The sequence below is a fragment of the Cecembia lonarensis LW9 genome (genome assembly GCF_000298295.1).
GTDB classification, from domain to species: domain Bacteria; phylum Bacteroidota; class Bacteroidia; order Cytophagales; family Cyclobacteriaceae; genus Cecembia; species Cecembia lonarensis.
In genome coordinates this window covers 93,896-114,917 of sequence record NZ_AMGM01000005.1, presented here as the reverse complement: position 1 = coordinate 114,917, position 21,022 = coordinate 93,896, and the positions used below count along the sequence as shown (strand labels likewise).

Below are 21,022 nucleotides of genomic sequence, written 5' to 3'. Positions count from 1 at the left end.
TTGATATAATTATAAATACTTTTTAAAAAAAATATAAAATATCGAAAAAACCAATATTTTTAACATTTGAGACATCAGCTTAATTAGTTTTAATAATCAACAGGTTCTGTTGGTCATTATTCATAATAGGTGCTACCTACATGTCGAGGCTTCTCTCTATGATTTCAATAATAACTTCCTTGGATTAAAATAATTTCCATCATTATGAGCTCTTTAAAAGCAGCAATCTTCTTTGGGTTTTCACTGTGCATTTTATCTGCCTGCCAGTCACCTGAGCGGTCTCCTTTTGACATATCCCCTGCAGAATCGATGGATCCCAAACGCCTTGAAGCACCTTATCCATCTATCAGCATTCCAGAGGGTGCTGATCTGGAATCAAATATTTGGAAGGGCATCGATTTAAGTCCTAAGGCTCCCATTGTTCCTGTTTCAGCCAATGAGCAAAGAAAATCTTTTGTACTTAAACCAGGATATACCATAACGCCTATACTCTCCGAACCACAAATTAGGGAACCTGCTGCGATTAGGTTTGACGGAAATGGGCGAATGTATGTGCTTGAACTCCGGACTTATATGCAGGATTTGGATGCTACAGGGGAGTTACTGCCCACTTCAAGGATTTCCCGGTGGGAAGATTTGGATGGTGACGGCATCTATGAAACAGGTACGGTATTCTTAGACAACTTGGTATTTCCCCGGTATGTGGTCCCATTTGGGCCAAACAGTATTTTATCCATGGAATCCAATGAAGACCATGTCTATCGGTATACAGACACCAATGGTGATGGAAAGGCAGATAAGAAGGAGCTGTTTGCTTCAGGTCTTGGAAGATCCGGAAATGTGGAGCACCAAACCAGTTTCCTCACTTGGGCCTTGGACAATTGGATGTACAGTACTTATAACAACAAGCGGATTCGCTGGACCCCCTCAGGTGTCATTCAGGAAGAAAGTGGAAATCCCTGGGGTCAATGGGGTGTCACCCAAGACAATTATGGCACAGTGTTTTTCCAAGATGGTGCGGGTGGTGTACCTCAAGGTTTCCAGTTTCCCATCGTTTATGGCAATTTTCAGGTCAAAGACGCACTGAAAGAGGGTTTTCGGGTTCCCTATAGCTTAGTGCAATTGGCTGATTTTCAACCCGGCATGCAAGAGGCAAAACCTGATGGTTCCCTCTCTAATGTCACAGGAGCTGCAGGGAATGATGTGTTCAGAGGAGACCGCTTACCCAAAGACTTGATTGGTGATTATATCTACGGAGAGCCTGTTGGTAGAATGGTAAGAAGGGTAGTAACTGAAAAAGTGGATGGCTTGTCCTACCTTCAAAATAAATATATCAGCGAAGGCTCTGAATTTATTCAATCTACCGATCCCTTGTTCAGGCCTGTGGATATGGCTACTGCACCGGATGGCACACTATATATTGTGGATATGTATAGAGGAATCATTCAACAGGGAAATTGGACACAGGAAGGAAGCTATCTCAGAACCAAAATCCAACAATACCAATTGGATGACATCGTAGGAAATGGTAGAATTTGGAGGCTATCCTATGAGGGGATGCCTAGAAATACCACAAAACCTAGAATGTATGAGGAGTCAGCTCAGGAACTGATAAAGCACTTGGAACACCCCAATGGCTGGTGGAGGGATATGGCACAGCAGACAATCATACTCAATCAGGACAAAACCATCGTACCGGATTTAATTAAAATGGCCAGCAGTTCTTCCAATGAATTGGCCAGAATACACGCCTTATGGACACTTGAAGGGCTTGGGGAACTGAAGTCTGATCTGGTTAAAAAATTTACCCAAGACCCCAATCCTAAGATAAGAATTCAAGGTTTGCGGGCTGCTGAAACCCTTTTTAAATACGGAGAAAATGGGCTAGCAAAAATTTATTCCACAGCTGTTGCTGACAGCAACCCCGAAGTGGCCATACAGGCATTGCTCAGTGCCCATGTGTTGAAAATAGAGCAGGTTGAAAAACTGATCATGGATACCATGAAGAAAAACCCATCCCAAGGTATTCAGGTAATTGGCAGTCAATTGTTAGAAAAGCTGGAAGAAGCCAAAGCAGCATCTTCCAAAAGATTTGAAGAAAAAGAGCTGGTACTTTACGTGGCGGGAAAATCCATTTTTGACAGCTATTGTTCCACCTGTCATGGTCCAAAAGGTTTGGGATCTCCTGCCGGAGAAGGCCGTTTGATCGCCCCTGCCTTTTCGGGTTCCCCAAGAATTCTCGGACATCCAGAATATTTGGTCAAGGTCATGCTGCACGGCTTGCAAGGCACTTTAGATGCGCAAGAGTATGAAGGTATTATGATTCCCATGAATGGCAATGATGATGCGTATATTGCCTCTGTACTCTCCTACATCCGGAATGATTTTGGGAACACCGGAACTTTCATTAGACCGGACTATGTGGGAAAAATCAGAAAAGAGACGGAATTGAGAAATGCTGTGTACACCTTTGATGAACTGGTGGGAGAAATTCCTAAGGCCTTGACTTTTCAGGACAATTGGAAAGTAACAGCAAGCAGCACGGCATGGCAGGGTGTAGGGTCGGTAAAGGACCCAGGCTACGCTTTCTCCTACAAGGGATGGAAAACAGAAACTGTCCAAGAGCCTGGGATGTGGTTTATGGTACAACTCCCAAATCCACAACTATTAACTGAAGTTCATTTTGATTCCGGAAAGGATGAATTTCCAGAGCATTTTTCTGTTTCAGTTTCTGATGATGGGAAATCCTGGACCAAAGTAGCCCTAGCTAAAGGGGTTCCTGGGCTCAATACGGTGGCATGGAAACCGACTGGTAAATCATCATTTCTAAAAATAGAAGCTGAGACTAAAGCAGATCATGCCTGGTCTATGAAGAAACTTACTTTGCTGTCCAGATAGGTAAAGCTAGGATAAAGAATTAATTTGTCTGTCTAAGAGGGTTGAAGGATGAATAGAAATGCTTTCGATATTGCTGTGATAGGATTGGGAGCCATTGGGGCATCTACCTTATGGCATTTCAGTAAATCTAGTATAAAAGTGCTGGGCATTGACCAGTTCTCACCACCCCATACCATGGGTTCCTCCCATGGGGAAACCCGGATTACCCGTTTGGCAGTAGGAGAAGGTATGGATTTTGTTCCTATTGTCATGCGCTCTCATGAAATTTGGAAGGAAATTGAAATGATAAGCGGGAAGGAAATCATGACTTCCACAGGAGGCTTGCTCTTTGATTCAGGGGGAAAAAGTTGGTCCAAGCATGGGTCAGAAGGTTTTTTCAAAAGAACGGTCCATTTTGCCCAAGAGGCAGGAATTCCCCACGAGGTTTTTGATGCCAAGGCCCTTAGAAAAAAGCATCCTGAATTCAATTTGGAAGAAAGTGGAATGGTTTATTATGAGCCCAGCGCCGGATTTCTTAGGCCTGAACTGGCCATTAACACCCAACTCCAATTGGCCGAACAGAATGGTGCCATCATTAAGACCCATACCAAGGTTTTGGGAATTGCTCCACTTCCCAGCGGAGGCGTGTTGATCAAAACCAATCAAGGGGAATTTGAAGCAGGTCGGGCTGTCATCAGTGCAGGAGCTTGGGTCAAAGATTTTTTACCCCCACAGGAGAAGTCCCATTTTAAAATTTGCCGGCAGATTTTGCATTGGCTTCCTGTAAAGGATGATGGATTTAAGCTGGGAAAAACTCCGGTGTACATGTGGGGTTTTGGTCCTGGTGCAGAGGATTTTATTTATGGTTTTCCTTCCCTGGATGGGAAAATGGTCAAAATGGCTTCAGAATCCTTTGTGGAAAGAAATCATCCTGATACTTTATCCAGAGAGGTTACTGAGGAAGAGCAAATGGCTTTTATAGAGGAAAAGATTGCAGGGCGATTCAACCTTTTGGATAAACAGGTGCTTCAATCAAAAGTATGTATCTATACTGTTACCCCAGACTCATATTTTGTGATAGATGAGTTGCCAGATTTTCCCGAGGTGTTGATCGCATCTGCCTGTAGTGGTCATGGCTTTAAGCATTCGGCAGGACTGGGGGAAGGAATAGCTGATCATATATTGGGGAAAAATACCAAAATTGACCTTAAGGCCTTTTCTTGGAAGAGAAATCAGGGAGCAATCTGAAACTTTATAACTTGGACAGCATCATCATTTTTTACGAAAAAATGCCATTTTTCATCCTTTACCTGAAGTGTAAAAATACTTTGGATTTGGCCTTGTATTCCTAAAGAGCCCATCTTGAAAGGAAGAAAATTTCCCTTGCCATCGCCTTTAAAAATATGTCCCCAACTTCCCAAATAAGCTCCAAAATAAGGTGCAGATTCTATTAAGTTACCCCCTATCATCAAATCAAGCATCCCATCATTATCCAGGTCCTCAAGATGCAAGGCTTGAATGGGAGCAAATTGGGCTTCTTTCGGTAAATCAATTCCCTTGTCGAAACTCCCTTGATTATTCATAAAAACTTTGGAAGTAAAACTCTTGGCCTCAAACCATTGCCCTTGATTCAAATCATAGCCCATAAAGATTTCAGGGAGTGCTTTCCCGGCAAAATCAGCATTTCGGATAAACCGCTTTTTCAAAGAGGGTAATTTTTTAGCAAGTTCATCCCTGTTGGCCAATGGAAAATACTGATTACGCACAGCATATGACAATATCTGTTCGGCATTCCCATTGTCATCTAAATCCTTTACCCACATTTTAAATGGTTGGGATTCTCCTGCTTTAATTCTGGTGTTTTCTCCCAGATTGCCTAATATCAGATCAGGATAGCCATTTCCGTTCAAGTCTTCAACCAAGAGCGTGTTCCACCATCCGGAGGTATTTGCCAAGCCAAAAACTTCTGTTTTATCTACCAAGGAGCCCTCTTGAAATCCAAAAACTTTGATGGGCATCCATTCTCCTGTAACAATAAGTTCTTGATTCCCATCTTTATTCAAATCAGCTAAGGCAGCTACTTTTACTTTTCCACAAAATTGAAGTTCAGGCGCCACTACAGTGGTTACATCCTTAAATTGACCATTTCCTAGATAATGCAAAATGTAACTTCTGGGTATTTCACCATAGCTCCCTGCCAGATTTCTACCGCCGACAAAGAGTAACCTTTCATCATTTTGCATCCTATCCATTAGAACCAAAGCAGAAACCTGTACCAAAGGATCAATTGGCAAACTTATCCCTGGAGCAAGTTTCCCATTTCCTAAATTCTTGTAGAATTTGGAATCGGAAGTTAGGGAGGAAGGCTTTGCTATATTTCCACCCCGTCCCACAATTAGATCTGGTAAACCATCTAGATCAATATCCTCCCAAAGAGCAGTGACATCTTCCAGTTCAGCATCCTCTGCAAAGGCTTCTACCCTAATTGATTTAAAGCTTCCATTTGTTTGTTGAAGATATACTACTGCTGCTTGTCCATGAGCGCCTCCAAAAAAAAGATCTTCAAGACCATCGCCATTGAAATCCAGCACCATCGCTGCAGGGCCTTCTCTGGATAACTTATGTGGTATAAGTGGCTCCAAGTTGAAATCATTATATTCATCTTCTTCGTGTATAAAGTCAATTCCAGAAATTGATGCCTCCATGTTTTCCCATGAAATAGGACTGGAAATACTTGGGTATTTAAATCTACCGCTTGCTTTTGCCTGATCTACAACAATGCTTTGATTAGTAGCCAAGTCAATGAATTTCTGAAAAGACTGGTCCGGCCAAATAACTATCAGTGAGTCTAATCTATTGGCATTGCCAAGTCCTAAATGAACCTGTGGGGCAACACTTGACTGAAATCCACGACTGGTGAAATTTTCCTGCTTGACCTGCTGCCCATTAAAATACGCTATAACCTTTGCACCAAGACCAAATGAATTGAGGCCTTTACCTTTGAATTGAAGATTCAAAAAACTATTCCCTTCACTACCCTCTCTTTCAATGGTTTGGTTCTTAAAAACTCCAGCCTTTTCATTAATATGGTTGATGATCAAATCCAAATCTCCATCATTGTCCAAATCAGCATAGACGGCGCCATTGGAAAAGGTTTTATCCAAGCCGATCCATTGGTCTGTCATGTTTTCAAAAAGATACGCTCCTTTATTTTTGAAAAAATAGTTAGGGACGGCCCCTTCAGGCATTTTTTGCGCCAATTCCAGATTTTTGATTTGATCCAAAGATTTTGACTCGGTAATGAAATTGATATAATCAATATCATTTGGTCTTCTAACTATTCCATTGGAAACAAAGATGTCTTTATGACCATCATTGTCAAAATCTGCCATTAAAACCGCCCAACTCCAGTCTGTAGCATGTACTCCAGTCAATTGGGCAATTTCGGAAAAAGTACCGTCACCTTGATTCAATTGAAGCATATTTCGGCTGGCTTGTCTTTCATAACCGAAATTGAGCTTCAATTTATATATTTCATAGGGATCCTCTCCAAAGGACATTTTTTGGGTCTTCTCATCTTCGGGCAACATGTCCAAAGTCATGATATCAATCCAACCATCATTATTGATATCTGCAAGGTCATTCCCCATTGAAAAGCGGCTTGAATAAGCCAGGGCACTTTGAATTGACTCCAAAAAAGTGCCATCTCCTTGGTTGATGTATAAGTAATCATTCTCATTGAAATCATTCGAAATGTATATATCCGGCCAGCCATCATTGTTTACATCGGCTATACCTACCCCAAGGCCATAACCCACCTGACTTGAAAAAATACCGGCTTCATTGGTTACAGGCGTGAATCTTTTTTCACCTTTGTTGAGATTATTTCTGTAAAGTTTATCCCCTGCCAATCCATCATCTATATGTCTTAATGAGGCTCGCCCATAGCTTCTTTCTGTGTGGACGGCATGATTCAATAGATACAAATCAAGGTCACCATCCCCATCGTAATCAAAAAAAGCAGCATGGGTACTGAAGCCTTGAAAATCTAATCCATATAACGCAGCACTTTCAGTAAAGGTAAGGTCGCCATTGTTGATATAAAGTTCATTTTTACCTTCCAACCCCTTATATCCACTGACCCTACAAACATAGATATCCAACAAACCATCTCCATTGATATCCACCATGCTTACACCTGTTTTCCAAGGACCAAAGGAAGCTACTCCAGCATTTTGGGTGATATCCTCAAACTGCATATTCCCTTTATTGAGATAGAGTTTGTTGCCATGTTGATTGGAAGAAAAATATATATCCAAAAGTCCATCATTATTGATATCCCCTACTGCCACTCCGCCACCATTGTAAAAATAGAGGTATTCTATGATGTTAAAATCTTCATTCTCTATCAATTGATTGGAGAATGTTATCCCTGAAACTTCACTTGGAACCGCTTGAAAAAGTGGCTGGTGAGAACCTTCATGATTTTGGCGCGAACAAGCAGCCAAAAATAAAAATAACAATAGGTATCTCATTATCATTGGAAATCCATCAAACATTCATACGGTGGTTTTTTAGTTTGGATTGTATTCGGGCTTATTGTTTTGTTCAAACTCCTCCTTTAGCCTTTTCTCTACCTTAAGGTCCGTAAAAACAGCTTGTACAAATTGCTCATCTTTAACAAAAAGATTAATTCTACGTATTCCGTCAATTTTATAATACACTTTTCCTTGGGTAGGGTGATTTAGTAACTTGAAATCATCTCCATAAACTTTTTTGTAGTCCTCCAATACTTCCTCCAGAAGATTCTCTGCCCAAAATTGCCTGTTCCATGGAGCCCAGGCTATGAATGAATACGTGACTGGCATTTCAAAAATTTTGTAATCAATAAATGTTGGGAAAAATCGCACACTTACCTCACTGGAAAACTTATCTTTAATCCTATGCTCTACACTTGTGGTGCCTCCTGGACCCTGAGTGATAATTTCTTGCTTGTTCAATTCTGTGCAATGGTCAAAAAAATCTTTTTGCTTCATACCTAAGTAAAAATCAAAAAAAATCTGATCACTTTCAGAAGGGCCTTTCTCGATCGTATTACAGGATACAATAATGAAGAGTATACCTAGCCATTGATTTATCTTCTGTTTATTCATAGGATACCAGGTAATTTGATAATAAAGAAATAGGTTTATAGACTTTGGTAAATATTGGAATTTATGGATGAATCAAGCAAATTTTTAGATAAGAACAAAATAAAAAGCAGGTCCCGGAAATTCTGGAACCTGCCTGTAAATATTCAAACCCTATATTAATTATATCCTGGATTCTGAGTCAATCTTGGATTGGCCAATAATTGAGGCTCAGGAATAGGAAATAGTTCGAGATGGCTTCCGGGTTGATGAACCCTCTTAGGTCTGTTCATTCCCTGGAAAGGCCACCAAGCATCGCCATACTTCTTAAAACGAATAAGATCCTGTCTTCTGGTCATTTCTACATACATTTCCCTTCCTCTTTCAGCAAGCAGATTCTCTTCTGTCAAGGTGGTGAATGGATCTAGATTGCCTGCTCTATCACGAATTTGATTCACAAGGGCAAGGGCTTCTGCAGTATTGCCCAATCTAAATCTTGCCTCGGCAAGAGAAAGAATAACATCAGACAATCTGAATATAACGAAGTCATTGCTCATGTTATTGGTGCCTCCCATTTCAAATTCGTATTTGGCAATTCTAGCCCCTGCTTGTCTCAAACCTTGAGGCCAGATTTCATTTAAATAAGGCATAAAGGTAATAGGAGGACCATCAGGATCACCGTTTCTTCCTGTAGCATCAAAAGGCTCTACTCCAGGGTCTTCCAATCGTGTACCATCAGCCCTGAACTGGGGGCCTACCAAGAAATTGCTTAACCTGCCATCAATGGTACCTTCAGACTGCTCTAAAGCTAAACCTTTCCAAACTGGACCCTGAACACCAGGGTTGATTTCAGGGTCAACATAAGAATTATAGAATTCCTCTACTGTCTGATAGCCATTCCATGGCTGTTGGGTAAGGTTAAATGTAGATTGGCTAGCAATATGCAAGGTCATCATCACCCAGTTGAATCCACCAGCGAAAACTTTATCATAGGGATAGACAAAGATGTTCTCTGTAGAACCAGCATTATTGATCACAAAGTTGTCACGATAAGAAGGCATTAAGCTATAAGGGCCGGAGTTGATAATCTCTTCAGCATCAGCAGCTGCCAGGGCCCACTGCGGAGTTCCCACATAAACCTCAGCATTCAAATACAATTTCATTCTAATCGTCAAAGCCGCCCAACGTGTCATTCTCCCATAAGTAGTACCATCTTTAGCTGTAGGCAACAATGGAATTACTTCATTCAATTCAGAAAGAACAAAATTGTACACTTCTTGTCTAGGTGTTGTTCCAGGGGATTCAGTAGATGTAAAATCTGTTACCAACGGAACATTCCCAAAAGCATCCAAAGCCCAATAATAGAATAAAGCCCTTAGTGCTCTTAATTCTCCAATAAAGGCTGCAGAGTTGGGATTGTCCAATTGTTCAAAGGAGAAAATCAATCGGTTACAGGTATTGATTCCACCGAATAGGAAATTCCAGCTGTTTTGAAAGAATGGATTGTCAGGTAGGAATTCATGTTGATGCAATTGTAACAATACACCTCCATCAAACCAGTCACCTCCTTTAGTGGAAATTACAATTTCATCGGATGCCAATTCATTTATAGACCATAAGCCAGAATGATTACCTAGGCCACCGAGAGAGCTATAGGCAGCTCCTAGAGCTGATATAAATTCCTCATCAGTTTGGAAAAAGTTATCAGCAGTTACCTGGCTGAAAACCTCTTCTTCCAGATCAACACAGGATATAACCGTAAAACAGCTTAACCCCAAGCCTATCAAGACGTATTTTATATTTAATATTTTTTTCATGATGTCTATTATTTTACTTAGAAACTTACATTAACACCAAGTGTAGTTATCGTAGTCGTGAAGTAAGTTGCTCTTCTTTCAATTCCTGGTGCCAAGGGGTCTTGAGTCTCAGAGTCTACATATCTTACTTCAGGATCAACTCCAGTATATCCAGTAAACATGAATGGATTTTGTACTGAAAGAAATGCCCTTAATCTCGTTACATTTCTACCAGGACCTATGAAGAAGTTATAACCTAAGGTAGCATTGTCCAAAACAACAAAATCCGCCTTTTCCACATGGCTGCTGTTGTACTCAGCTTTGGTAATCCTAGGGTCATAATACTTAGTATTAACTATATTATAGTTCTGTACTGTTGTTCCCTCTAGGTTTTCATAGAATCCTCTGTAACTATTGATAAGATAATGGCCTATTGATCCTCTAAAGAAGAAATTTAAATCCCATTGCTTGTAATTAAATGTATTGTTAAATCCAAAATTGAATGTAGGATAGGCAGTACCTAATTGGGCCCTGTCCTCATTACAATTACAATAATCACCACTGCCATTCAAATCCTTCATTCTTGGGCTTCCATCTTCATTGACGCCATCAAAAATTGGACCCCATATTTGACCCAATGGTCCTCCTTCCTGAATTCTAATTAATTGCGTAAGGTTTTGGCCCGGAGAGCCAAAATTAGATCGATAGTTCACTTCACCAAAACTCAGGTCTCCAGCAGAAAGACTTCTGAGATTGGTGCTAAGCGTAGAGAAATTAATACCTGTTGTCCATCTGAAATTTGACTTTTGGATAGCTCTGTAATTCAACATCACCTCAAGACCTGAATTTTGTATTTCACCAATATTTAGGATGGTTTGAGGAAACAAATTTGGTGGAACTGGCACATTGATCGGTAACAACATTCCAGTAGTCACCCTGGTATAATAGTCAATGGCACCGTCCAGTTTGTTATTGAAAATAACAAAATCTAAACCTACATTGTATTCATCCTTTGTTTCCCAAGACAATCCAGGGTTAGGATTGGAAATGGGACCAAATGACGGAACAAACTGTCCATTGAAAAAGAAATTACCTTGACGGCCAAACCTTAACAGTGAAAGATAAGATTGGTTCGGCTGTGTTCCTGTTCTACCGTAACTGGCTCTAAATTTCATTGCACTCACTCCTGTAATATCGACCAAATTTGCAATATTGACACCAGCACTTATGGCTGGGAAAAGTCCCCATTTATTATCAACACCAAAGCGGGAAGAACCTTCGTATCTAGCGCTTATAGACAATAGATAGGTATCCTCAAAGTTGAAATTCGCTCTACCAAAGAAAGCAACAAGTCTATTTTTATCTGCATAGCTACCAACTGATGCCAAACCATTGGCAAAATCCAGTGCCGCACCCATATTATTATAGGTAAAGGCATCTGTAAGAAAATCACCAGCTTCCATGAAATTTCCTTGGTTGAAGAATTCCTGAAAAGAATATCCTCCCAGTAGTGCCATATTCACTCGGCCCAAATCAGTATTATAGTTTAGTGTAGCTTCAAATAATTCATTTAACCTTTCATCATTTTGAATCCTAGCTAATCCATTTCTTCCAAAACCTCCTCCAAACTTTGCTGTTTTTGGTGAATATGAACCTCTCCAATCTTTCTCTCGCTGAGTAGCATAGAATACTGCAGCGGAAAAATTGGAAGTAAAGTTGTATTCTCCTCTCAAGCTTGCCAAAATTCTACTGTCTCTTCCGTCAGCAATATTTTGCTCAGCTATAGATACTGGGTTGAACCAATCAAAAATATCTCTTTCAGTGTAACCCCCAAACTGTACATCTTGAGGCAATGCGCTTCTAACAGGAACTGTGGGATTACTTACAATAGCATACCTAAATGAGTTTTCGTTTCCAAATTCCCTATCTATGGTCGTAGCTGCGATATTGGCAGTAAAAACCGCTTTGTTTTTTAGCGCTCTTTGAGTCAAATTTAACCTGGCGTTCAATTGATTAAAGCCTGAATTGATCCCAACCCCTTGGGCATTACGAGAGTTAACCGAAGCCCTATAAGTGGTGGATTCAGTTCCTCCGCCCAAAGAAAGGTTATGCACATGGGTAAAAGCTGTTCTGGTCACCTCATCCAACCAGTTGGTATTTCCTCCAAGATCTACCATATTAGGAACTTGTCGGTATTCTTCCGCAGACATTACAGGTATGGTTCTTGCCACATTCTCCACAGCCATACTGGTATTAAAATCAACCACTACCCTTCCAGTTCTTCCGGTTTTTGTGGTCACCAAAATTACACCTGCAGAACCCCTGGTACCATAAATGGCTGCTGCAGATCCATCTTTTAATACATCCATTGATTCAATATCATTAGGATCAACAGTTGCCAGATCACCGCCAATTACTCCATCGATAACAATCAGAGGTTCCGCATTTTCACCAACTGTAGATATACCTCTCAGACGCATGGCAAATCCTGCATTAGGATTACCTCCAGGTCTGGCAATATTCAAACCGGCTACTTTACCCTGTAGTAATTGTCGAGGATCATTTACAGTTCCTTGGTTGAAATCCTCGGCTTTTACACTGGTAACGGCACTGGTAATTTCCTTTCTCTCTTGCGTACCATAACCTACCACAATTACTTCTGTGAGTGCCTGTTCGGATTGAGATAGTAGAATATTTACGGTAGAACGGTTACCAACTATTTCTTCGATTGTAGTGTAACCAATAAAAGAAACCATCAAAGATTCATCCGGTGAGGCCATGATGGAAAAAAAGCCATCAATATCAGTAATAGAACCTCTTGTGGTTCCTTTTACCAAAACACTGACTCCTGGAATCCCTTCTCCAGTATCTGCGTCAGTAACTTTTCCTGTTATTTGCGACTGTTGGGCTTGGACCGATGTGAGGGTTGTAAAACACAGCAGAACAAATAACAGGAATTTTAAATTCCATAGTTGTTTTTCCATAGGTTTAATGGGTTTAAATGATTTTGACTTTAGATCACAGAATAATCTACTTTCTGAAACCTTTTTCTAAAATAATTGAAAAAACTGAATAAGGCAAAATTTTATTAGGTAAAACGTTTACAAAAAAAGTAATATCTTATAATTTTGTGTTTTTAGTTATGTTTATTTTATTCCAAATAAAAAATAAACATTTAAATAAAAATTATAAATTTGTCTGTTTTTATTTTAATAAAATATAATTTTATAGATCCAAAATGACATCTGTAGCCTAATATAATATTTTTACCTCGGCCTTCGGTGACTGGATACTTAATTAATGGATAGGGGAGAGTGGAAAAATGCAGCAAATCCGCATTTCTCCACTCTCCCCTAAAAAAATAAAAAAAATCTGGTGATCGAGCCCGTCTGCGCCCGGCAGGCTTCCCGAGACTATTTTACAAAATATTCTATACTGGTATAAAAACGGATATTCATATATAATTTTCTTGTTTGAAAGTCTAACATCTGAAAAGAAAAACATTTTTTAAGATTAAAACGACTAAGGTAAAAAGCCAATAATCCAGCAATTTAAAATGAATTAACATGTATTTTTATCTGATAAATTCGGGTTTGTTATAACCAATTGGCAAGAATAATCAGGAGGAAGCCCTTTTATGATTTTTATCATAAATTTGAATAGTTTTTATCAGTCTAGATTTCTTTCATTTCAGCTAAATTCGGTATCTTATTAAAATTGATCAAATGAGATCTTTTCTTAATAATTTTTAACCAAAACCAAAAACCATGATTGCTTCAATCAAAACAGAACTGAAAACTTGGGTGGAAAGTATGGGCAAGCATTTTGCACCTGAAAAAATCCATTGGTGCGATGGTTCGCAGGGTGAATATGACAACCTATGCGAAATGTTGGTGGAAAAAGGCACTTTCATCAGGCTCAACCCAGAAAAAAGACCAAATAGCTTTGCCTGTTTTTCCGATCCAAGTGATGTAGCAAGGGTAGAAGACAGGACTTTTATATGCAGCAGGCGAAAAGAAGATGCAGGACCTACCAACAATTGGATGGCGCCAAATGAGATGAGGACCATTTTAGATGACCTAACCAAGGGGAGTATGAAGGGAAGGACCATGTACGTGATCCCATTTTGCATGGGACCCTTAGGATCGCCACTTTCCCGATATGGAGTCCAGGTGACAGACAGTGAATATGTAGTGATTAATATGCGTATCATGACCCGCATGGGTGAACAAGTCATGCCCCATATCGATGATAATTTTGTAAAATGTATCCATACCCTAGGCGCACCATTAGAAGCCGGTCAGGAAGATGTCAAATGGCCTTGCAACCCAAGTGTAAAATACATCTCCCATTTTCCAGAAGAGAAGCTGATTATTTCTTATGGTAGTGGCTATGGTGGCAATGCTTTATTGGGTAAAAAATGTTTCGCGCTAAGAATTGCCTCATCAATGGGCAGAGAAGAAGGTTGGCTGGCCGAACACATGCTGATTATGGGTGTAGAGTCACCCCAACAAGAGAAAAGTTATGTGGCTGCTGCTTTTCCCAGTGCTTGTGGAAAAACCAATTTTGCCATGATGATTCCCCCGGATCAACTGGAAGGATGGAAAATCACTACCGTAGGTGATGATATTGCTTGGATCCATAAAGGAGAGGATGGCCGTCTGCATGCGATTAATCCTGAGGCAGGATATTTTGGTGTAGCGCCTGGTACAAATTACAAGACCAATCCAAGTGCCATGGAAAGCATCAAGGCCAATACCATTTTTACCAATGTTGCCATTACCAAAGACGGGGATGTATGGTGGGAAGATATGACGAAAGAAGTGCCGGATGGTTTGACCGATTGGCACGGTAAACCTTATGATAAAAATTCCGGAAAACCTGCTGCACATCCTAATTCCAGATTTACCGCTCCCGCCTTTCAAAACCCTGTGATTGATTCTGAATGGGAAAACCCAGCAGGTGTTCCCATTACGGCTTTTATTTTCGGAGGAAGAAGGAGTACAGCAGTACCTTTGGTGTATCAGGCTTTCAATTGGAATTTTGGAGTCTATATGGCAGCTACCATGGGTTCAGAAATGACTGCAGCTGCTTTTGGGGAGATAGGCAAAGTTAGAAGAGACCCATTTGCCATGTTGCCTTTCCTAGGTTACCATATGGGAGACTATTTCAACCATTGGCTACAGTTTGGACGTGACCTGCAAAATGCACCAAGAATTTTCGGGGTCAATTGGTTTAGAAAAGATAAAGATGGCAAATTCATTTGGCCTGGTTTCGGCGAGAACATGAGGGTGCTTAAATGGATCATTGGGCGCTGTAAAGGACGTATCTCCGCTGTTGAATGCCCCATCGGATGGAGACCCCGTTACAAAGACATGGATTGGAATGGATTGGAAGATTTCGATAAGTCCGATTTTGACAGTATTATGGTGATCGAACGCGAGCCTTGGAAAAAAGAGCTTTTGGGACATTCTGAGCTCTTTGAACAAGCTTATGACAAGATCCCTAAAGAGTTTTTGTTTATGCGGGAATTGCTCCTTTCTTCCTTATGGAGATCCCCGGAACAAATTGGTTTGGCACCTGAAAGGCAATGACCGATAATTTCCGATGATATCAGGTAGGCTGTCTCATGCATGAGGCAGCCTTTTTTGATACCCAATTTATCTGATGGTAGGGATAAAAATTTTGGATAAAATCATGAAAAGTTAATAAAACGTCGTATCATTATGTGATTAATACACAATAATGCATAATCCGGAGAATTTATGTCAAAATCCTTCCTTTTCATCAGTTTGTTTATGTTATCCATTAGTCTCCTTTACGCTCAGGATCAGGATGGTTTTCCTGTTCAGGTATCTATCAAAAATGGAACGATTGAAGGCAATTATGATACCAGGACCGGTATTCAAAAGTATTTTGGTATTCCCTTTGCCAAGCCACCAGTGGGAGATTTGCGTTGGAGGGCACCCCAACCCATTGATAATTGGTCAGGCGTAAGAGAAACCAAAACATTTGGACCAAGGCCGGTTCAAAAGCTGATTTGGGGTGATATGAACTCCCGTAGCAATGGCGTCAATGAAGATTGTTTGTACCTGAATGTATGGACACCTGCCTCCCGAAATACCCAAGAACTTCCGGTATTGGTGTATTTCTTCGGTGGAGGGTTTGTTGCTGGAGATGCTTCCGAGCCAAGGTATGATGGAGAGAATATGGCCAAAGAGGGTATCGTGGTGGTTACCGTCAATTACAGATTGAATGTTTTTGGTTTCTTAGCACATCCCGAGCTCAGTGCCGAAGCAGGATACAAAGCTTCAGGAAATTATGGTCTTTTGGATCAAGCATTGGGTTTACAATGGGTACATGACAATATCGCCGCATTTGGTGGAGATCCTAGTAAAGTAACCATCGCAGGAGAGTCTGCAGGTTCCATTTCTGTGAGCTATCAGATGGCTTCCCCCTTGTCAAAAGATTTTATTGCTGGAGCCATAGGGGAGAGTGGTGCCGGTGTGACTGCGCTTTCGCCGGTAAGTTTGGAAGATGCCGAAAAAGCAGGGGTAGAATTTTTAGAAAAATTTGGTATTAAGAACATAGCAGAGGCCAGAAAACTTCCCACCCGAGACATTTATGAAATGTATAATGAGATGGGCAGGTTTGGTTTTCCTGTCGTACTGGATGGTTATTTATTGCCCAAAAGCTTAACTGAAATTTTCAATGCAGGTGAACAGGCTAAGGTACCCTTATTATTGGGCTGGAATACACAGGAAAACCCTGCTGCAGCTTTTATGCAAGGTTTGGAATTTACCAAAGCAAACTTTATCAAAAAGGTAAAAGAAGCTTATCCCGATGATTATGAAGAGGTCTTGAATTTATACCCTCATGAAACGGCAGAACAGGTGGCCTATTCTGCCATGGACCTAGCAGGTGACCGGTTTATTTCTTACAGTACATGGAAATGGTTTGACTTACATCGCCAAAATTCAGATCATCCGGTATATCGCTACCTGTATGCCAAATTAAGACCCCCATTGGTGGATGAAACCCTAGAAGCAGGATTGGCAGGAGGTACCTCCAGAAGGGCAAGTGATGCCCCTCCCAGACCCAAAGATCTTGGTGCACCTCATGCAGCAGAAATAGAATATGCGATGGGTAATTTGGACCGGATCAAAGAATTTGCATGGACAGCTGATGATTATAAAACTTCCCAGACTATGTTTAAATTCTTTGCCAATTTCATCAAAACAGGCAACCCTAATGGAGAAGGACTGCCGGACTGGCCAAAAGTCAACCGAGATGATGATATGCCCCCCGTGATGCGCATAGATACTGTATCTAAAGTCATAAAAGCCCCGAATGATACCCGCTATAGGTTTCACGACAGGTTCTATGGCAATGAAAAAAAATAAAGTTTAACCCTTATAGAATTTTTTTGGGGTGGTCTCCACCCCAATTTTTGTTAATTGCGCTAATTGATTAGCCTATTTTATATAAATTACGCTAGGGAATTATCAATTAAAAGCAAAATGGAAATTCCAAGATATACTCAACTTTTCCTTTAGCTTAATTCAAAAATTTTTAATTCTTTATTTTCTCTAAAAACTTCCTGACCACTTTCAAAGTAGCCTCCTTGTTGTCATTCAGTGTGCTGTGTGCCGCGTCAGAAATGACCTCAAAATTGGCGTTAGGAACTAAACTGGCATAATATTTTACCGTGCTGGGCCTGGCTTCATCGAATTCACCGGTCATCATCAGCACAGGAACGTTTATCGTAGGTAAATATTCCAGCCGGTCAAAATTCCTTAAGGTTCCTGTAGAAGTAAACTCACTTGGCCCCCACATATAGAGATAAACATTGGCTCCCGAAACCAAGTTAAGATGGCTCCTGTCCACTTTGGGCCTTTCCTTACGGGTGACATAAAGACTGTAATACAATTGCGTCGCCTCCTGATAATCGGGGTGGTCATAACTGCCTTCAGCTTCGTGGTGGCGGATCACTTGTTGCACTGAATCTGGAAGCGTAGCAATCAGCGTATCTGCATCCGCGATCCAAAGGTCTGTACTGAACAAAGGGCTGCTGAAAATGATGGCCCTCACTTCATCGGGGTAACTGAGATAATAATCCATACCCAGCATGGTTCCCCAGGAATGCCCATAGAGTACAAAGTCCTGTAGGTTCAGGTGTTTTCTCAATCTTTCTACTTGATCTACATAATTCTCTATGGTCATCAAGGTGGTGTCAAGTAGGGCATCGGATCTCCCAGAGCCCAATTGGTCCCAAAAAATAAGGGGACCATCATAACCCATTTCCTTCAAAGGCTCAAAACCCAAACTGGTACCCCCAGGTCCCCCATGAAGTAAGAGTACTGCCGGATTTGGTCCAGAACCAAACACCTCATACCAAATTTTGCCGCCCAAAACCTCTACATACCCTTCTACACCGACAGGTTCTTGGTTTACTTCTTTTCTTTCACACGAAAAAAACAGAAAACCCAAATAGCACAGGAGCAAGGCTTTTCTCATATCTATTTTAAGCTTTAAACTTTTACCTTTTCCTTTTCTCTAAACTGTGCCTTTACACTTTCTAGCTCACTGGGTCTTGTAAATACCATGGCATAGGCTTCTTTCAAAGATTTGGAATTTTTTACATCCCGGACAATATCTGCCCATTCATGAAAATTCAAGGTAATGGGGTTATAAGACTTAATTTGTTTGGTCAGCCCATAGTCTGGACGCTCTTCCTCTGGCATAAAGGTGCCAAACATTCTGTCCCAGATGATAAAAGTTGAACCATAGTTTTTATCCAGGTATTTCTCGTTGCTCGCATGATGTACCCTATGATGTGAAGGTGTAGTGAAGAAGTATTCAATGACAGCAGGCAACTTATTGATATATTCTGTGTGAATCCAAAATTGGTAGAGCACGGCAATTTGGTGACAGATGAAAAACACAACCGGATGGAAACCTGCAAGCGCCACCGGGATAAAGAATATAATTTTGATGTGCTGTGTCCAACTCAAGCGGAAAGATACCGACCAGTTGTATTTTTCTGAATTGTGATGGGTTACATGGGTGGCCCACCAAAAACGGTTTTCATGGGCAATCCTATGTGCCCAATATCTCCAAAAATCAATCCATACAAAGCAGAGGACATAAGCCCACCAGGTATGCGGAATAGACCAAGGAACCAAATTGTAGAAGTACAAAATGATGCCAAAGGTAACTACCTTGATGGCAGCACTCATGGCTACATTGACCAATCCTATAAAGGTGGCAGCAAGGGTGTCCTTGCTATCGTAGTAGTCCTTTTTTTGTCTGTATGACAGAAACCATTCTAGGGCAACCAGTCCTATCATGATCGGTGCTGCAAAAAGAATGATGTTCGGTAAATCTAAGCTTAAAACTTGCTCGATGGTTAATTTTTCTTTACTCATAAATTAAAAAGGGAATTGTTTTATTGATTGTTATTTGGTTGTAGGACAATTTATATAGCATTTGCCTTGAATTTTTCTCGCTTATTTGGTACATGTAGCTTATAAGGCCTTCAAGCCGGCTTCTGCAATGATGCCGTCTTGTTCTGAGGTTACACCTGAAATGCCAATAGCACCAATACAAACCCCATCTTTGAAAATGGGAATTCCTCCCTCAATCGGGACCGCATTGGGTAAAGAAAGAAGTCTTGAATTTCCGGCATTGACAAGGTCTTCAAAAATTTTAGTGGATCGCTTGAAATATACTGCTGATTTGGCCTTGGCCTGTGCTACTTCTACACTCCCGATTTGGGTTCCATCCATCTTTCTTAAATAGATCAAATGACCTCCTCCATCCAAAATAGCAATAACTACATTCCAGTTGTCCTGGACTGCTCTTTCTTCGCATGCATTAGCTATCCGCTTTGCTTCTTCTAAATTAAGATAGGGTTGGGTGTGGTTTTGGGAAAAAGAAATTAATGGAATGGAACATATAACCAGGAGCAATAATTTTTTCATGTAGATGGATTGGTAAAAGGTGCATTTAGGGGTATTCATCCAATTTAACTATTTTTTTTGAAGGCGTAAACAAAAAAGCTTAAATTGATACCATAATTATCAAACCAATAGCGGCATTTAACCCCCTTATTCCATGAAAAAAATCAATAGAAGAGATACGTTAAAAACCCTTACTTTGGGTACGGGGCTCAGCATATTGTCACCTTTTGCCCTGATAGCATGCAACAAAAAAACAGAAAAAGAAAAGTTGGGGGTGGCTTTGGTAGGTTTGGGTTATTATAGTACGGACCTTTTGGCACCGGCTTTGGAACAAACCAAGCATTGTTATCTGGCTGGGATTGTAACCGGTACTCCGGCAAAGGCCGAGGCATGGAAAAAGAAATACAACATTCCAGACAAAAATATTTATAACTATGAGAACTTCGATACCATCAAAGATAATCCGGATATCGATGTTGTCTATGTAGTATTACCCCCCTCCATGCACATGGAATATACCATCAGAGCTGCGAATGCAGGTAAACACGTATGGTGCGAAAAGCCTATGGCCGTTACTGTGGAAGAATGTCAAGCCATGATTGATGCCTGCAATGCCAACAACGTAACACTTTCGATCGGTTATCGCTGCCAACATGAACCCAATACACAGGCTTTTCAGGATATTGTAAAAAATGAAAAGCTGGGTAAAGTGCTTGGCGTGGACTGCGCTGCTGGCTATAGGGAAAACCGTACAGACCACTGGAAACAAAAAAGAGAAATGGGAGGAGGGGTGATTTATGATATGGGAGTCTATTCGATTCAAGGCGCCCGATTAGGTGCCAATATGGAGCCAATTGCTGTGGTATCCGCCAAAGTATATGCTGAGCGGCCTGAAATTTACAAAGATGGATTGGGCGAAGTGGTCGAAGCCGTTTTGGAGTTCCCGGATGGTGTCATTGGCCATATCAAAACAAGTTTTTACGAGAACATCAACTATTTGAACATTTCCTGTGAAGAAGGGATGATTGAAATGGCTCCTTTTCAGGCTTATGCAGGAAACAAAGGGAAAAGTCCGCTAGGAGAAATCAATTTCCCTTATGAAGTTCCTTGGCAGCAGGCCAACCAAATGGATATGGATGCGCTGGCTATTATGAATAAACAGCCCCTGCTTGTTCCCGGAGAAGAAGGACTGAGAGATATCCGTATTGTTGAGGCCATATTGGAATCTGCGGAAACAGGAAATCGGGTATTGATTTGA

The 21,022-nt window shown here is 40.8% G+C and carries 12 protein-coding genes; 5 read left to right on the top strand and 7 right to left on the bottom strand.

Annotated elements, in window-relative coordinates; genetic code table 11:
• Positions 1–204: 204 nt before the first annotated feature.
• Positions 205–2,898, top strand: coding sequence for a DUF7133 domain-containing protein (locus tag B879_RS02920; RefSeq protein WP_009183652.1), 2,694 nt, complete (start codon positions 205–207; stop codon positions 2,896–2,898).
• A gap of 48 nt (positions 2,899–2,946) precedes the next feature.
• Positions 2,947–4,125, top strand: coding sequence for an N-methyl-L-tryptophan oxidase (gene solA, locus B879_RS02915; protein WP_009183651.1), 1,179 nt, complete (start codon positions 2,947–2,949; stop codon positions 4,123–4,125).
• Here the strand turns inward: solA and B879_RS02910 are convergent.
• From B879_RS02910 to B879_RS02895, 4 genes are all read right to left on the bottom strand, one after another.
• Positions 4,110–7,436, bottom strand: coding sequence for a VCBS repeat-containing protein (locus tag B879_RS02910; protein WP_009183650.1), 3,327 nt, complete (start codon positions 7,434–7,436; stop codon positions 4,110–4,112). The two genes, solA and B879_RS02910, sit on opposite strands and share 16 nt — an antisense overlap.
• A 15-nt stretch (positions 7,437–7,451) precedes the next feature.
• Complete coding sequence (locus B879_RS02905; RefSeq protein ID WP_009183649.1) at positions 7,452–8,030, bottom strand: hypothetical protein; 579 nt, start codon at positions 8,028–8,030, stop codon at positions 7,452–7,454.
• A gap of 155 nt (positions 8,031–8,185) precedes the next feature.
• Positions 8,186–9,823 (bottom strand): RagB/SusD family nutrient uptake outer membrane protein, encoded by a 1,638-nt coding sequence (locus tag B879_RS02900; protein ID WP_009183648.1) that lies wholly within the window; start codon positions 9,821–9,823, stop codon positions 8,186–8,188.
• Positions 9,824–9,840: 17 nt separating this feature from the next.
• The gene (locus B879_RS02895; protein ID WP_009183647.1) at positions 9,841–12,786 is read right to left on the bottom strand and encodes a SusC/RagA family TonB-linked outer membrane protein; all 2,946 of its coding nucleotides are present in this window, start codon (positions 12,784–12,786) and stop codon (positions 9,841–9,843) included.
• Between the two features lie 783 nt (positions 12,787–13,569).
• On the opposite strand from B879_RS02895, the gene B879_RS02890 reads away from it, so the two are divergent.
• Positions 13,570–15,396, top strand: coding sequence for a phosphoenolpyruvate carboxykinase (GTP) (locus B879_RS02890; RefSeq protein WP_009183646.1), 1,827 nt, complete (start codon positions 13,570–13,572; stop codon positions 15,394–15,396).
• Positions 15,397–15,567: 171 nt separating this feature from the next.
• Positions 15,568–17,205, top strand: coding sequence for a carboxylesterase/lipase family protein (locus tag B879_RS02885; protein ID WP_009183645.1), 1,638 nt, complete (start codon positions 15,568–15,570; stop codon positions 17,203–17,205).
• A 169-nt stretch (positions 17,206–17,374) separates the two neighbouring features.
• Here the strand turns inward: B879_RS02885 and B879_RS02880 are convergent, their stop codons facing one another.
• The 3 genes from B879_RS02880 to B879_RS02870 form a co-directional block, all read right to left on the bottom strand.
• Complete coding sequence (locus B879_RS02880; RefSeq protein ID WP_009183644.1) at positions 17,375–18,319, bottom strand: proline iminopeptidase-family hydrolase; 945 nt, start codon at positions 18,317–18,319, stop codon at positions 17,375–17,377.
• 14 nt (positions 18,320–18,333) lie between these two features.
• The gene (locus B879_RS02875; protein WP_009183643.1) at positions 18,334–19,230 is read right to left on the bottom strand and encodes a sterol desaturase family protein; all 897 of its coding nucleotides are present in this window, start codon (positions 19,228–19,230) and stop codon (positions 18,334–18,336) included.
• Positions 19,231–19,329: 99 nt separating this feature from the next.
• Positions 19,330–19,785, bottom strand: a complete 456-nt coding sequence (locus B879_RS02870; RefSeq protein ID WP_238542074.1) for a GlcG/HbpS family heme-binding protein — start codon at positions 19,783–19,785, stop codon at positions 19,330–19,332.
• Between the two features lie 133 nt (positions 19,786–19,918).
• Here B879_RS02870 and B879_RS02865 point away from each other — a divergent pair, with 133 nt between their 5' ends.
• Positions 19,919–21,022 (top strand): Gfo/Idh/MocA family protein, encoded by a 1,104-nt coding sequence (locus tag B879_RS02865; RefSeq protein ID WP_009183641.1) that lies wholly within the window; start codon positions 19,919–19,921, stop codon positions 21,020–21,022.